Raw genomic sequence first — 14,876 nt, forward strand, 5'->3', positions numbered from 1 at the left:
TTTAGCGCTCATCGACAATAGTGAGCGAAGCAGGACGTGTCTGCCAGCCATTTTGCTGGGTGTAGACGCGTTCGCGAATCTCAATCTCCTGAGCTGATATGGCAACAATGCGACCATAATTTGTGCCCATATAATGACCTTCCCTGACGTTAACCACCTCACCTTCAGGTGTCGCAATCATGGCCACTCGCCGACCGTCCATGCGTATCGTGCCAACCAGTTGAAGCTCTTGCAGTGAAAAGCGCTCCAGTGGTTCGGCAGGTCGTTGCGGGTCGGGGCCATTTTCACCCGCCGCCCCGTACGCGCTGTCCTGTGTCGATTGTGGCGGCAAAAAGGGGCTGCGCGCCTCGCTGTGCTGATAGCGTTGTGCAGGGTAAAGCGGCACATAGGGAATCACCATGACCGGCTCACTGCTGGAGGTTTGCCGTATATCGTCAAGGGTTGCCTCCAGTTGCGACAGCGCTGGATCCGCGCAGCCCGTCAACAGGAGAAACCCCGCTAGCCATCCAGCGACTAACCCTCGGCGAACCCACGACGTCATGGAGCCTCCTCCCGATCTCGGTAGGTGCGCGCCAGCAAGGAAAGCCGCAGGCTGTCCCCAGTGGTATCGACGGGCGCCAACGTGAAGTCGTGCTGGGTCACAAGCCGGGGTAACGAGGCAATGTCGGCGGCGAAACGGGCAATCTGATGAAAGTCGCCGCGTACCTGTATATCCAGCGGCTGCTCCACATAGTGGGGCTGGGTAACCGTGGGACGCAGACGAATGGTTTCGATTGTCAGCCGGTTATCCACCGCGGCATCGCTGATACTATCGAGCAACGATGGAATCTCCGCACCGGTGGGCAGGATGGCGCGCACACGCGCCATTTGGTCTTCCAGCGTGGCAAGCTGCTCGCGTATCTTGGGCAATTGAGCCGCTTCACCTGACTGCCGACGGTAGTCGCCAAGCAAGCGCGATTCTTGCTGCTGCGCACTGGCCAACTCGGCGCGCCGCTCGCCGATAATCAACCATTCCATTATCAATACAGCCACCAGCAAGGCCAGCCCACCGCAAAGCGCTTTGAGCAGCAATGGCCAGCCACCGGCTTCTTTCACATCCAGGTCTCGCCAATCGACATCGCGCAGCTGTTGCCATTCCTGCGCCCAACGCGCCCGCTTCCAGATCATGGCTGCTCCTCGGCGGAAGCCGATAGTGAGGGTTGCTCAACATCGAAACGGAACTGTCGGCCGCCACCCTCAGCGTCACTCTCGACTTCCGATAGCGATGGCACGCCAAACGCCCGACTGTCAGCCACTCGGCGTAACTGCTCGGACACCTGCCGTTCGCTGGCCGCGACCCCTTCGATGCTGACCTGGGCACCGTTGCGCGACACCTGCTGGTAGACCACACCGCTGGCGACGCTGCTAGCGAGTGCATTGAACAGCTCAACGGTGCTGGCCCGCTGTGTTTGCAGCGTTTGGAACAACACCAGTTGCTCACCGAGCCGCAGGGCGTCCGCCTTATAGCGCTCCAGGTTGCCAATATCCGCTGTCAGCTCGCGGGTTTGAGCCTCAATAAACGCATTGCGCTGTTGCTGCGCAGCCAGTTGCATTGAATAAAACTTGGCGATGCCCCAGCCGAGTGCGACGCCTAACAACAACATCAGCACCATAAAGTAGTAAAAACGCCGCGTGCGCCGTTCGCGCTGCTCCTCACGCCAGGGTAACAGGTTGATGGTGATGCTCATTGCCCAACCCTCATGGCCAGGCCGCCTGCAGTCAGCATCGCCGGGGCATCGTTGGTGAGCGCTTCGACATCCAGGCGCTTGTTGACCGCCATGGCCTGGAAGGGGTTGGCAATCGTCACGTTCATGCCACTATCTTCAGCGATACGCTCTGCCAAGCCAGGAATTACGCTCGACCCACCGGCCAGAACAATATGCTGAACCTCATGTTGACGCCCTGCGGTGTAGTAAAGCTGGAGTGAGCGGCCCACCTGCTGTACGACCGTTTCCAAAAACGGGTTAAGCACGCTGTCAGGATAGTCATCGGGCAGGCCGCCGCGTTTTTTGGCAAAACCGGCCTCCTCCATACTTAATTGGTAACGGTCGCGGATGGCATCGGTCAGTTGGCGGCCACCAAAGACCGTGTCACGGCTGTAGACGATGTGCCCACCGCGCACGACGTGAAAAGCGTTCATATTGGCCCCGATATCCACCAGGCCGACGCAGGCGTCGGGGTCGTCCTGAACATGAAGCTGGCGGCGCAGCACTTCAAACGATCGCTCCATGGCAAAGGTTTCAACTTCAACGGCGGCGGGCTCGAGCCCGGCGCGCTCGAGGGTCTCGGTTAACTGGCTTACATCCTGCTGGCGGCAGGCCACCAGCACCACCTGCTGACGGTCATCGTCAAATGGCGATGGCCCCAGGCACTCAAAATCAAACGCCACCTCATTGAACGGAAACGGAATATGCCGGTCTGACTCGGCGATGATGCGGGCTTCAATATCGTCTTCACTGAGTGATCGCGGAAAGCTGAGCGTTTTGGTGATCGCCGCGCTCGCAGGTACGGCCACCGCCGCTTTACGCGTTGACGGGCTGGCATGTTCTACCGCGCGACTGAGAACCTGGGCGACGTCGTCGATATCACGGATGCGTCTTTCCACTACCGCCCCTTCACGAAGCGGACGCACGGCGTAGCTTTGCACCTGAAAGTTCTGATGAGCGTTCTTGAGTTCAAGCAGCTTGACAGTCGCCGAGGTAATATCGACGCCGATCAACCCGTTACGAGGTTTGAGTAAGCGCATTATGGGTCCGGAGTCGCTTGCCTATCGCGTTGCTCGAGGTTACATGATTTTAAGCCGAGTCACACTCACGCCGCATGATGGCACATCAACACTGGTGGCGGCCGCCTTGGCTTCCTATAATGGCAGCCAGTTGCGTGATACGGTCGTTTAGATACCGTCTCTTTTTTATTCATCCCACGGGTACTTTCCATTCATGACGTTTCTCCGCACCCTTATTGTGTCGCTGTTGGGCATTCTGGTCTCGCTCACCGGTGCCGTCGTTCTTGCCCTGGTCGGCGCCGCTATCTATTTCGCTCCGGGCCTTCCGGACGTTCGTCAGTTGCAAAACTTTGAATTGCACACCCCCTTGCGCATCCTGACCCGCGACGGGCGCCTGATCGGGGAGTTTGGCGAAGAACGACGCATCGAAATTGACTTCGAGGCAATCCCCGATGAGATGATCAACGCACTGACCGCCGCCGAAGACGCCAGTTTCTTCGACCACCAGGGCGTGGACCCGCGCGGCCTGGCGCGCGCCTCCCTGGAACTGATGCAGAGCGGGGGAACCATCCAGTCCGGCGGCTCCACCATTACCATGCAGGTGGCGCGCAATTATCTGCTGACGCTGGACCAAACCTTCACGCGTAAAATCCGCGAAATACTGCTCGCCCTGCAGATGGAACAGGTGTTAAACAAACAAGAAATTTTTGAACTTTATGTAAACAAAATCTTCCTGGGTAACCGGGCGTACGGGATTGCCGCGGCGGCCGACACCTATTACGACAGACCCCTGGATGAACTGACGCTGGCCGAAACCGCCATGATCGCTGGCCTGCCCAAAGCCCCCTCGGCGTTTAACCCCCTGGCCAACTCTGAACGTTCGCTGATTCGCCGCAACTGGATTCTGTTCCGCATGCGCGAGCTGGGCCACATCGACGAAGAGACCTATCGTGAAGCCGTTCAAGCGCCGGTGACCGCAGAGCGGCATTCCACCGTGCCGGAAGTGGATGCGTCCTACGTGGCCGAAATGGCCCGCCAATACGCCGTCGATCGCTTCGGGGACGATGCCTATACCGGCGGCTACCGCATTTACACGACCATCGACAGCGAGTTGCAGCCCACCGCCCGCCGCACTCTGGCCAACGGCTTGATTGCCTACGACCGGCGCCACGGCTGGCGCGGGCCTGAGGAACGCGACATTGCCGCAAGCCTGGTTGAAGCCCAGGAAGAGACCGAAACCCGGGGCCTGGAAGAAGAGCTTGCCGAGTCACCGGAAATTCGCCAAACCGCCCGGCAGGCGGCCGCGCGAAGCCAAACTGAAATCGAAGGCATTGACGGCGATGTCAGCAACTGGCTTCAGGTCCTGGACCGCACGCCTCGCTATGGCTTGCTGGAGCCAGCGATTGTCGTCGAGAGCAGCGGCCAGGAAATGGAGGTGCTGGTTGACGGCGAACTACGCCAGATACCTTGGGAAGGCTTGAGCTGGGCCCAACCTTATCTCAGCCCGCGCAGCCGCGGTGCCCAACCCAGCTCGGCGCAGGAGATCGCGGTGCGTGGCGATATGATCCGTGTGGTTGAAAATGAAGAGGGTCAGCTTCGCTTATCGCAACTACCCGATGCAGAAGGCTCGCTGGTCGCCCAAGACCCACGCACCGGGGCAATTCGTGCGCTTCAGGGCGGCTTTGACTTCAACGCCAGTAAATTCAATCGCGCCATTCAGGCCCAGCGCCAGGCCGGTTCCATCTTCAAGCCGTTTATCTACCTTGCCGCCCTTGAAGACGGCGAGATGAACGCGGCCAGCGTGGTCAATGATGCCCCCGTGGTGATGGATGACGGCAGCAACGAGCTCTGGCGCCCGGTGAATTCGAGCCGCGACTTCCAGGGCCCCATGCGCCTTCGCCCGGCGCTGGCCCGCTCACGCAATCTGGTGACCATCCGCGTTCTGCAAAGCATGGGCATCAACTACACGCTTGAATACTTGAAAGGCTTTGGCTTTGCCGAAGGGCGTCTGCCTAACGGTCTTTCGCTGGCACTGGGCAGCGCAACGCTGACACCGATGGAAATGACCAATGCCTATTCGGTGCTGGCCAACGGCGGCTTCCAGGTCTCGCCCTGGTTTATCGAACGGGTCGCTCGCCAAGGTGACGAAGAAGAGGAAACCATCGACGAGGCAAACCCGCAAGTGGCCTGCCGTGAATGTGAAGACGGTCAGGAGACGGTGGAGATAAACGGCCACGACTACCCTGTGGCGAAACGCGTCGCCGACCCCGCTGCGGTGTACATTCTCCGCGACATGATGCGTGACGTGATCGAGAGAGGCACCGGACGCGCCGCGCTGAGCCTTGAGCGCGACGATATCGTCGGCAAAACCGGCACCACCAACAGCCAGCGTGATGCCTGGTTTGCAGGCTTTAACGACAAGCTGGTCACCACCGTCTGGGTAGGCAAGGACAGCAACGAGACCATCTCCGAGTATGGTTCCCAGGCAGCATTACCTATCTGGATCGACTTTATGGGGCAAGCCCTGGAAGGAACGCCCCAGGCGTTGCCTGAGCGCCCGGATACGGTCATTACCGCGCGCATTGATCCGGATAGCGGCCGTCGCCTGCGCGACGACCAGTCTGGCGGTATCGTTGAGCTGTTCCATGAGGATCACCTGCCTGACTACCAAAACAGACAGATCAGCCGTGAACTGGAAGAGGCCAGTGGCTCACAAGGCTCCGGCACGGCGGAATCGATTTTCTAGCCAACCCCACTCCACGCAAAAGGCCTGGCGATATGCCAGGCCTTTTTTTATGCGGCGGTTTTTCACTGCATCGATCGGGCCGTTAGCAGGCTAGGCCGCGACAGCAGACTCCCGGCGACTGGCCAACCAGTTGGCGATAATCGCCGCGCTCATGACGACCACCCCGGCAACTTCCGCCATCAGGTTGGGGTAGAACACGCCGACGATAGCTACCGCGATCGCCACACGTGACAGCCACCCCATGCGGGTGAACAGGTAACCTTCCAACGCAGCGGCAAAGGCGCAGAGCGCCAGCAAGGCGATCACCGCGTTCCAGATCACCAGCGGCACTGGACCGCCCACGATGATCTCCGGATTAAACACCATGAACAGCGGAATCAGATACAGTCCCTTGGCGAACTTCCACGACTGGAAACTGGTTTCCATGGGCTTGCTGCCCGCAATGGCGGCCCCGGCAAAACCCGCAAGGGCAATGGGCGGCGTCACATTAGAGTCCTGGGAGTACCAGAACACCACCAGGTGGGCAACCAGCAGCGGAATCCCGAACTCTGTCGTCAGCGCCGGGCCGACCAGCACGATCAGCACGATATAGCTGGCGGTGACCGGCAGCCCCATCCCCAGGACCAGGCTTGCCAGCAGAACCATGATGAGTGCGAGCACAATGTTGCCGCCTGAAAACGCCATCATCATCGACGAGAACTTAAGCCCCAGGCCGGTAAGCCCGACAATGCCCACGATGATCCCCGCAACGGCACACGCCATGGAGACGGCGACGGCATTGCGCGCCCCCAACTCCAGACCTTCCACAAGTTTCTTGAAACCTGCAGCGGCCATCTCCTTGATGCTGTGGGCCGTCACGGTTTCACCCTGGCGAGGGGCCACAAAGAAGAACCACAACACATAACGCAACACGGCCACCGCCACCATGGTGACGACCGCATAAAAGCCGACGCGACTGGGTGACATGCTCATCGCCAGCAGCCATACCAGAACGCCCAGCGGCAGCAGGAAGTGCCAGCCATCCTTCATCACCTGGCGCATCTGGGGCAGCTCGCTTCTGGCCATACCCTGCATGCCTTGCTTAAGCGCGATGATATGCACGAACAGGTAAACCGTTGCAAAGTACATAATCGCGGGCAGGATACTGATCTTGACGATTTCCAGGTACGGCGTATTGGTATATTCAGCGATCAAGAACGCCCCTGCTCCCATCAGCGGCGGCATGATCTGCCCCCCTGTGGAAGCAGCCGCCTCGATACCACCGGCCTGCTTGGGCTTATAACCCAGGCGCTTCATGAGCGGAATGGTAAAGGCGCCGGTGGTCACCACATTGGCGATTGCACTGCCAGAAATGGAGCCCATACCCGCGGAGGCCAAGACCGCCGCTTTAGCGGGCCCGCCCCGCTGGCGGCCCGTCGCCGCGTAAGCCATGTCGATAAAAAACTTGCCGGCACCGGTACTTTCCAGAAAAGCGCCAAACAGCACGAAAATAAAGATATAGGTCGCGGCCACGCCCAGCGGCAGACCGAAAATACCCTCCTGGCCAAGATAGAGCTGACCCGCAATACGGTCAAAGCTATAGCCCCGATGCCCCAAGATGCCAGGCAGCCACTCCCCCAGCCAGGCCAGATCACCGCGTGGCCCTGCCATCGCGTAAAGAATCGCAATCAGCCCGATCATGGTCATACTCAGGCCTACCGCTCGGCGGCTCGCCTCCAGCACGGTTACCGTGGCGATGCAGGCCACCATGATATCGGTCTGGGACCAGAAACCGGCCCGATTGATGATCTCATCGAGATACAGCACCAGATAGCCGCCAGTAATCAACGCACCGGTAAAAAACACCGCATCAAGCCCCCAGCCAACAATGCCCCTGGGACGCCCTCCGCCAAACACCGGGAACATCAAAAAGGCCAGCATCATGATCAACGCCAGGTGAATGCTGCGCTGATAAAACAGGCCCAACGGCTGGATGCCCGCTGAGTAAAGTTGAAACAGTGAGAGCCCTACCGCCACGATGGTAATGCACCACAACACAGCACGTGGCTGGACCACATTGCCGCCGGGCATTACCACCGAAGGTTGTTTTGATTCACTCATGGAGTCCTCGTCAGACGATATATCTGGCTGATTAGTTTTTCGCGTTGGCGTCAGCTGCCTCGGTCAGGCCCAGCGTTACCCGCTCGCCGGCTGCCCGGCGGCTCAGGCTGAAGCTGTGTGCCTGTCCATTACGCTGCCAGACCAGGCGGTGGTTAACGGCAGGTGCGCCGACACGCAATACATACTGATTCCCTGGAACGGGCTCGTCGATGTGCTCGATCCAATATCCGCCCTGACCATCGGAAACCTGCTCGCCACGACCGTAAATGTGCCCCAGGCCAGCGGCAAAGTCGGGTTGGTGGCTGCGTTCCAGTTCCATCACCCCCGCGTGATTTCGGTAACAGTCCAGGACCGTAAACTTCTCCACCGAATGCTGCCATTTCAGGCACCAGCGCGAGCCCTCGGGCATTGGCGTTTGGAAGAGCTGCTCGCCCTGCTCATCGGTCACTACCAGGAGCTCAGACGCATTAGCCGGAGCAGAGGTGGACTCCGCTCCGGCTAATGGTGAACCGGTTAGCCCCAGCACAAAGGCCGGGACTAACCTTACCGTCAGTGTCCAAGGCAGGCGTCGTAATGGTTGCATAATGATCGCCTGCGCAAGAATCAGGGACGTAGACGATCCGGAATCTCGGCGTCGACTTCTTCAAAGTAGCGAATGGCGCCCGGATGCAGAGGTACCGGCGTGGACTCCATGGTGAACTCGACGGTGGTATCGTTCGCCGCCGGATGAACCGCGATCAGTTCGTCGGTATTCTCGAACAGCAACTGGGTTAACTGATACGCCAGCTCTTCGTCCATATCCGAGTTGACCACCAGTACGTTGGGAATGCCGATGGTCTGGACCGTTTCGTCCATGCCTTCGTAGAGACCTTCCTGGAGCTGGTAGGGCGCGAACACTTCCACTGCTTCCCGCGCGTTGGCGACTTCCTCATCGGAAAGGCCGATGATACGGATGTCACGCGTAGTGGCCAGGTTCATGATGGAACTGGTGGGAGGCCCAACGCTCCAGAAACCCGCGTCAATATCGCCATCGCGAATGGCGTCAGCGGTTTCGTTGAAGTTCAGCCGCTGGGGCGTGAAGTCTTCATAGCTCAGGCCGTTGGCTTCCAGTACGGCGCGCGCGTTCAGCTCGGTACCACTACCGGGTGCACCCACGGAAACCCGCTTGCCTTCAAGATCGGCCAGCGATTCAATGTCTGAGTCGGCCAGGGTGACCAGCTGCACGGCATTCGGGTATACCGACGCCAGCGCACGGGTATTCTCGATCTGGCGGCCTTCAAAGTCGCCGGTACCTGTATAGGCCTGATAAACGGTGTCGGCCAGGGCCAGGGCCATATCGGCGTCACCGCGCATGATCAGCCCCATGTTTTCGACCGACGCACCGGTCACTTCGGCGGTGGCCTGAGCACCTTCAATATGCTCGTTGATCATCTCGGCGAAACCGCCGCCGATGGGGTAGTAAACGCCACCGGTACCGCCCGTGGCGATAGACAGTTGCTGGGCGCTGGCAGGCAGCGCAACGGCCAGGAGTGAAGCGGCAGCAGCTTTAGATAGAGTTCGCATAAGCGTTTCCTCCGTCCTGTTTGGACTTATAGGTATGGTTGACGATAGGGAGGTCATACATCCAGCTTCCGGTCGAATGGAAGCGGTCCCAGTGAAATTAGCATGCAATCGCCGTTTGATGCCAATAACTTGGCGTTAAGGCAAACCTTGCTTCAACGCTTGGCCAAGCCGAAAAGTCGTCTGCGTGCGTTTAGTTGGCGATGCTTATATGATCAATGGCTTATCGAAATTTCAGGCAAGGAGACCCCCATGCTCTATCGACACTATGCCCCTGGCAGGTGCCGCCCATGATGCTCTGGGAGGCCGCTGCGCTGGTGGGCATCGGTATTATCGCCGGGTTTATCAACGTGCTCTCGGCAGGCGGTTCGATGCTGGCACTGCCGCTACTAATGTTTCTTGGCTTGCCCACCCAGGTAGCCAACGGCACTAACCGTGTCGCCATTGTGCTGCAGAGCGTGTCCGCGATCAGCAATTTCAGACGCGCAGGCGCCTCGCATATCGGTCTGAGCTTGCGCCTTTCGGTGCCTGCCGTTGTCGGCTCGCTGGTGGGGGCGTGGCTCGCCCTGCAGGTTAGCGATGCGCTGTTCGAGGCGATCCTGATTGCCGTCATGGCCGCCTCGGCCCTGGTGATGCTGCTGCCGCAGCCCAAACTGGATACCCGCCCGCTCACCAAGGACCGGTTGACCCCGCTGATTTATCTGGCCATGTTCGTGATCGGTATTTACGGCGGCTTTATTCAGGTCGGCGTGGGCGTGCTGTTCATCATCGTGCTGTACCGCATGCTGAAAATCGACCTGGCTCAGGTCAATGTTTTCAAGGTGCTGATCATTCTCGTCTATAGCCTCCCTGCCCTGGCGATGTTCATGTGGTTTGACCAGGTGCGCTGGAGCTACGGGCTTCTGCTGGCGGTGGGCAGCATGACCGGCGCCTGGCTGGCGGTAAAGGTCAACATGAGCCCGCGGGGAGCAATGTGGATCAAATACCTTACCCTTGCGATGATCGCCGCGATCCTGCTGCGCCTGCTGTTTGGCTAAGCGCCGGGGTCAATCGATCAGCAGCGCCGCAACCTGCTTAACGATATGCGCGCCAATGGGCAATGCCGAAGTCGCCGCCGGTGACGGCGCGTTACCCACGTTGAGCGTCCGCCGGGTGTTGACGAACAGAAAGTCGTCCACCAGCTTGCCGTCTTTGGAGACCGCCTGGGCGCGAACCCCCGCCGGGTAGGGCAGCAAGTCATCCGCCGTCAGGCTGGGGCAGTACTTGCGCACCAGCTCCAGGTAGCCGCGCTTGTAAAACGAGTTTTTCATTTCAGCCAGGCCCGGCCGAAGATGCCTGCCCAGCACCTTGAGAATACCGGGGTGCGTCAACATCTGGCCCATATCGGCAAGCGATACATCGCGCTTACGATAGCCTTCACGCTTTAAAGCGAGCACTGCGTTGGGCCCGACGGTCACACTGCCGTCGATCATGCGGGTCAGGTGCACGCCCAGAAACGGCATCGTCGGGTCGGGAATGGGATAAATCAGGTGGTTCACGATGTGATTATGCTGCTCGGGCAGTTGGTAGTACTCGCCGCGAAACGGGCAGATCGTGAAGTCGGGCTTCTGCCCCAGCATGCGGATCACCTTGTCGGCCATCAGGCCCGAACACGACACCAGATAACGGCTGGTGTACGACGCCTTCGATGTGCTCACCACCACCTCCTGGCGGCGCTCCTCCAACCCCGTCACTTCAGCTTCATAGCGGATTTCACCGCCCAGGCGCTGAAAGTCAGCGGCCATGGCCCGAGTCACTTCGGCGTAATCGACGATCCCGCTGGAAGGCACATGGATACCCGCCACGCCGGTAATATTCGGCTCGCGCTCGCGCAGGGCATCGGCTTCCAGCCATTCACGCTCGAGGCCATTGGCCGCAGTACGCTCCCAAAGCGCTTCCATGCGCTGCTTTTCGACCTCGTTCGTCGCGACCAGCAACTTGCCGCAGATGTCGTAGGCAATGTCGTGCTGGTCACAGAATTCGCGGGTAGCGCGATTACCCTCAAGGCAAAATCTGGCCTTCAAGCTACCCGGCGTGTAATACACACCGGCGTGAATCACACCACTATTATGGCCGCTCTGGTGCTGCGCGGGGCCACTTTCTTTTTCGAGCACCATCAGACGTTTATCGGGGTAGGTCTGCTGGAGCTGCATTGCCGTGGACATGCCCAGGATACCGCCACCAATAATGATGAAATCCCACATCAATCTCTTCCTCCAGGCCAAATTGTTAACATTTCCTGATAATAGCCGTTATTCTTCTGTTACCGATATTATCCAGCTTTAATCAGGGAGCCACTCGCCATGGAGCCAGACGCGCCGCGTCAGAACCTCGCCATTCGCGCCTACCGGAAGCTCAAGCACGATATTATCCGAGGCCGCTTCGCACCGGAACAGAAGCTGCTGATGAGCCGCCTCAAAGACGATTACGGGGTCAGCACCGGCCCGCTGCGCGAGGCATTATCGCAGTTGGTGGCCGACCACCTTGTGGTGGCCATCAGCCAGCGAGGCTATCGCGTTGCGCCCATGTCGCTTGCCGAACTCAACGATATCTACGACGCCCGCGCGCAGCTTGAGGGGCTCATTTTGCGCCTGGCCATCGAACGCGGCGACGATGACTGGGAAGCCGCCGTGCTGGCCGCGGCGCACCGGCTGGCCAAGGTCACCGCCATCAGCTCGCCGGATGAGCTGCTCGACGGCTGGGACCTGCGTCACAAAGCCTTTCATACCGCCATCGCCAGCGGCTGCAACTCGCCGCATCTCCTGCAAATGCGCGACACCCTGTTCAACCAGGTGGAGCGCTACCGCCATCTCTGGCTGCAGGAAACCGTCATGTCGCCCACGGCCCTGGAGCAAAAGCGCCAGGAGCATGCCACATTGGTCGACGTTATCCTGGCCCGGGATGCAGATCGAGCGTCTACCCTGATGCGCGACCATTTGATGACGCCGGTCCCCATCATTACCCGTGTGCTCAAGGCACGCGGTATCGAATAAATTCTTCGTTTTAAAAAAATGTAGATATTTTAAAGAAACGGCGATACATTGACTGTAGCATCACACCGACTGCACCGTTATTGCCGTGGTCGCTTGCGGGCGTCTGCGGGACAGCACCAAGGAGTTCACATGACACACTTCAACTGGGACGACCCGCTGCTGCTTGAGCAACAGTTGAGCGACGAAGAGCGCCAAATCCGCGACGCCGCCCACGACTACTGCCAGGAAAACCTTCAGCCCCGGGTGCTCAGCGCCTTCCGTGAAGAACGCTTCGACCGCGAGATCATGACCGAAATGGGCGAGCTTGGCCTGCTGGGGGCGACCGTTTCCCCCGACTACGGTGGCGCAGGCGTCAACCACGTCGCTTACGGCCTGATTGCCCGGGAAGTCGAGCGCGTGGACTCCGGCTATCGCTCCGCCATGAGCGTGCAGTCGTCGCTGGTAATGTACCCCATCGAGACCTATGGCTCCGAAGAACAGAAACAGAAATTCCTGCCCAAGCTTGCCAGCGGCGAGATGGTCGGCTGCTTCGGCCTGACCGAGCCAGACCACGGCTCCGATCCCGGCAACATGATTACCCGCGCAGAGAAAGTTGACGGCGGTTATCGCCTGACCGGCGCCAAGATGTGGATCACCAACAGTCCGATTGCCGATATCGCGGTGGTCTGGGCCAAGTCGGCCGCCCACGACAACCAGATCAAGGGCTTTATCGTCGAACGCGGCGTGGAAGGTTTCACCACGCCGAAAATCGAAGGCAAGGTCTCGCTGCGCGCGTCGATTACCGGCGAGATCGTGCTTGAAAATGCGTTTGTGCCTGAAGAGAACCTGCTGCCCAATGTCAGCGGCTTGAAGGGACCGTTCGGCTGCCTGAACAAGGCCCGCTACGGCATTGCCTGGGGCGTGATGGGTACGTCTGAATTCTGCTGGCATGCCGCCCGCCAGTACACCCTGGACCGTAAGCAGTTTGGTCGCCCGCTGGCCGCCAACCAGCTGATCCAGAAAAAACTCGCTGACATGCAAACCGAGATCACCCTTGGCCTGCAGTCAGCGCTCCAGGTGGGCCGCCTGATGGATAGCGGCAACTGGGCACCGGAAATGGTCTCGCTGATCAAGCGTAACAACTGCGGCAAGGCGCTGGATATCGCCCGTCAGTCCCGGGACATGCACGGTGGTAATGGCGTTTCTGACGAGTACGGCGTCATTCGCCACATGGTGAACCTGGAATCGGTCAACACCTACGAAGGCACCCACGACGTGCACGCCTTGATTCTGGGTCGCGCCCAGACCGGCATTCAGGCGTTCTTTTGATCACTGTCGTTTATCACTATCTGTTAAGCACCTGGCTTTGAGCACTTATCCCCCCTTACAGGAGCCTCTATGGGCGAGCTAACCAAACCCTTGGCCGGAATCAAGGTACTCGATATCTCCCGAGTGCTGGCCGGCCCATGGTGTGGGCAAATGCTGGCCGACATGGGGGCCGACGTGATCAAGGTGGAACGCCCCGGCTGCGGCGATGACACCCGCCACTGGGGTCCGCCCTGGCTCGCGGGCAGTACCGAGTCGGCCTACTATCTGTGCGCCAACCGCGGCAAGCGTTCGGTCACGGTGGACATGGCAAAGCCCGAGGGCCAGGCACTCATCAAGCAGATGGCGGCTGACAGTGACGTAGTGATCGAGAATTTCAAAGTCGGCGGTCTCAAGAAGTACGGCCTGGATTACGCAAGCCTCAAGGCCCTCAACCCGGGCCTGGTCTATTGCTCGATTACCGGCTTCGGCCAGGAAAGCCCCTACGCCCACCGCGCCGGCTACGACTTCATGATTCAAGCCATGGGCGGGATCATGAGCCTGACGGGCAAGCCTGATGAGGAACCTGGCGGCGGCCCGGTAAAAAGCGGCGTGGCGTTTACTGACATCTTTACCGGCCTGTACGCCGCCAACGCAGTGCTCGCCGCCCTCTACCAGCGCCGCGACACGGGTGTCGGCTGCCATATCGATATGGCGCTGATGGACGTTCAGGTAGGCGTGCTCGCCAATCAGGCCTTGAACTATTTAACCTCAGGCAACGTCCCCCAGCGGCTGGGTAACGCCCACCCCAATATCGTGCCTTACCAGGCCTTTGCCACCCAGGACGGCCATATGATTGTCGCCGTGGGTAACGATGAGCAGTTCAAGCGCTTTAGCTCGGTGCTTTCACTGCCCGCCCTGGCTGACGACCCACGCTTTGCCACCAACGGCATGCGCGTTCAGCACCGCGACCAATTGGTGCCCGTACTCGAAGCGGCACTTGCCCAGCGCCCCACCGACGACTGGCTGGCGGCATTTGAAGACGTGGGCGTGCCCAGCGGCCCGATCAATACCCTGGACCGGGTATTCGACGATGCCCACGTCAAAGCGCGTGGGTTAAAGCAGACGCTGCCCCACCCCCAGGCGGGCCAGGTTGATCTGGTCGCGAACCCCATTCGCATGAATGGTAAATCGATCAGCGCCAGTAAGGCGCCGCCCTATCTCGGCGAACACACCGACGACGTGTTAACCGATATTGGCATTACCCCTGATCAGCGACAGGCGTTGCGCGATGCAGGTATTATCTGAATCTGACCGATTTCATTTAAACGCCTAGCCAACCGTACACTGGTTAACTACATCTTAGGCTACTGTAAAAAGCAGCCTATAC

The 14,876-nt window shown here is 59.5% G+C and carries 13 protein-coding genes; 5 read left to right on the forward strand and 8 right to left on the reverse strand.

Going from position 1 to position 14,876, the window contains the following annotated elements; genetic code table 11:
* Nucleotide 1: 1 nt before the first annotated feature.
* The 4 genes from QC816_RS11400 to pilM are packed head-to-tail and all read right to left on the reverse strand — an operon-like array spanning nucleotide 2 to nucleotide 2,785.
* On the reverse strand, nucleotides 2-541 hold the full coding sequence (locus QC816_RS11400) for a pilus assembly protein PilP (RefSeq protein WP_199284689.1): 540 nt from the start codon (nucleotides 539-541) through the stop codon (nucleotides 2-4).
* On the reverse strand, nucleotides 538-1,167 hold the full coding sequence (locus tag QC816_RS11405; protein WP_264824485.1) for a type IV pilus inner membrane component PilO: 630 nt from the start codon (nucleotides 1,165-1,167) through the stop codon (nucleotides 538-540). The genes QC816_RS11400 and QC816_RS11405 overlap by 4 nt, the downstream gene beginning before the upstream one ends.
* Nucleotides 1,164-1,727, reverse strand: coding sequence for a PilN domain-containing protein (locus QC816_RS11410; protein WP_199284688.1), 564 nt, complete (start codon nucleotides 1,725-1,727; stop codon nucleotides 1,164-1,166). Before QC816_RS11410 ends, QC816_RS11405 begins: the two co-directional genes overlap by 4 nt.
* The gene (pilM, locus tag QC816_RS11415; RefSeq protein ID WP_085919593.1) at nucleotides 1,724-2,785 is read right to left on the reverse strand and encodes a type IV pilus assembly protein PilM; all 1,062 of its coding nucleotides are present in this window, start codon (nucleotides 2,783-2,785) and stop codon (nucleotides 1,724-1,726) included. The genes QC816_RS11410 and pilM overlap by 4 nt, the downstream gene beginning before the upstream one ends.
* A gap of 193 nt (nucleotides 2,786-2,978) precedes the next feature.
* Here pilM and QC816_RS11420 point away from each other — a divergent pair, with 193 nt between their 5' ends.
* Nucleotides 2,979-5,510, forward strand: a complete 2,532-nt coding sequence (locus tag QC816_RS11420) for a penicillin-binding protein 1A (RefSeq protein ID WP_309782284.1) — start codon at nucleotides 2,979-2,981, stop codon at nucleotides 5,508-5,510.
* A 90-nt stretch (nucleotides 5,511-5,600) separates the two neighbouring features.
* On the opposite strand, the gene QC816_RS11425 is transcribed toward QC816_RS11420, so the two are convergent.
* The 3 genes from QC816_RS11425 to QC816_RS11435 are packed head-to-tail and all read right to left on the reverse strand — an operon-like array spanning nucleotide 5,601 to nucleotide 9,173.
* Nucleotides 5,601-7,610 carry a TRAP transporter permease gene (locus QC816_RS11425; RefSeq protein WP_085919595.1) on the reverse strand — a complete coding sequence of 670 codons (2,010 nt, stop codon included), beginning with the start codon at nucleotides 7,608-7,610 and terminating at the stop codon, nucleotides 5,601-5,603.
* 31 nt (nucleotides 7,611-7,641) lie between these two features.
* A complete protein-coding gene (locus QC816_RS11430) occupies nucleotides 7,642-8,193 on the reverse strand; it encodes a DUF1850 domain-containing protein (protein WP_085919596.1) in 552 nt (183 codons plus the stop codon).
* Nucleotides 8,194-8,213: 20 nt separating this feature from the next.
* Nucleotides 8,214-9,173 carry a TAXI family TRAP transporter solute-binding subunit gene (locus QC816_RS11435; protein WP_085919597.1) on the reverse strand — a complete coding sequence of 320 codons (960 nt, stop codon included), beginning with the start codon at nucleotides 9,171-9,173 and terminating at the stop codon, nucleotides 8,214-8,216.
* Between the two features lie 287 nt (nucleotides 9,174-9,460).
* On the opposite strand from QC816_RS11435, the gene QC816_RS11440 reads away from it, so the two are divergent.
* Nucleotides 9,461-10,207: a sulfite exporter TauE/SafE family protein gene (locus QC816_RS11440; protein ID WP_085919598.1), complete on the forward strand. Its 747-nt coding sequence runs from the start codon at nucleotides 9,461-9,463 to the stop codon at nucleotides 10,205-10,207.
* 9 nt (nucleotides 10,208-10,216) lie between these two features.
* On the opposite strand, the gene lhgO is transcribed toward QC816_RS11440, so the two are convergent.
* Entirely contained in the window at nucleotides 10,217-11,413 is a 1,197-nt protein-coding gene (lhgO, locus tag QC816_RS11445; protein ID WP_268901106.1) for an L-2-hydroxyglutarate oxidase, read from the reverse strand.
* Between the two features lie 99 nt (nucleotides 11,414-11,512).
* On the opposite strand from lhgO, the gene csiR reads away from it, so the two are divergent.
* The 3 genes from csiR (at nucleotide 11,513) to QC816_RS11460 (ending at nucleotide 14,794) form a co-directional block, all read left to right on the forward strand.
* Nucleotides 11,513-12,202, forward strand: coding sequence for a DNA-binding transcriptional regulator CsiR (csiR, locus tag QC816_RS11450; RefSeq protein WP_199284684.1), 690 nt, complete (start codon nucleotides 11,513-11,515; stop codon nucleotides 12,200-12,202).
* 129 nt (nucleotides 12,203-12,331) lie between these two features.
* Entirely contained in the window at nucleotides 12,332-13,510 is a 1,179-nt protein-coding gene (locus QC816_RS11455) for an acyl-CoA dehydrogenase (protein WP_085919601.1), read from the forward strand.
* Nucleotides 13,511-13,579: 69 nt separating this feature from the next.
* Nucleotides 13,580-14,794, forward strand: coding sequence for a CaiB/BaiF CoA transferase family protein (locus tag QC816_RS11460; RefSeq protein ID WP_309782288.1), 1,215 nt, complete (start codon nucleotides 13,580-13,582; stop codon nucleotides 14,792-14,794).
* Nucleotides 14,795-14,876: the final 82 nt, after the last annotated feature.

The sequence above is a fragment of the Vreelandella janggokensis genome, from assembly GCF_031451615.1.
In the GTDB taxonomy this organism is placed as follows: Bacteria; Pseudomonadota; Gammaproteobacteria; order Pseudomonadales; family Halomonadaceae; genus Vreelandella; species Vreelandella janggokensis.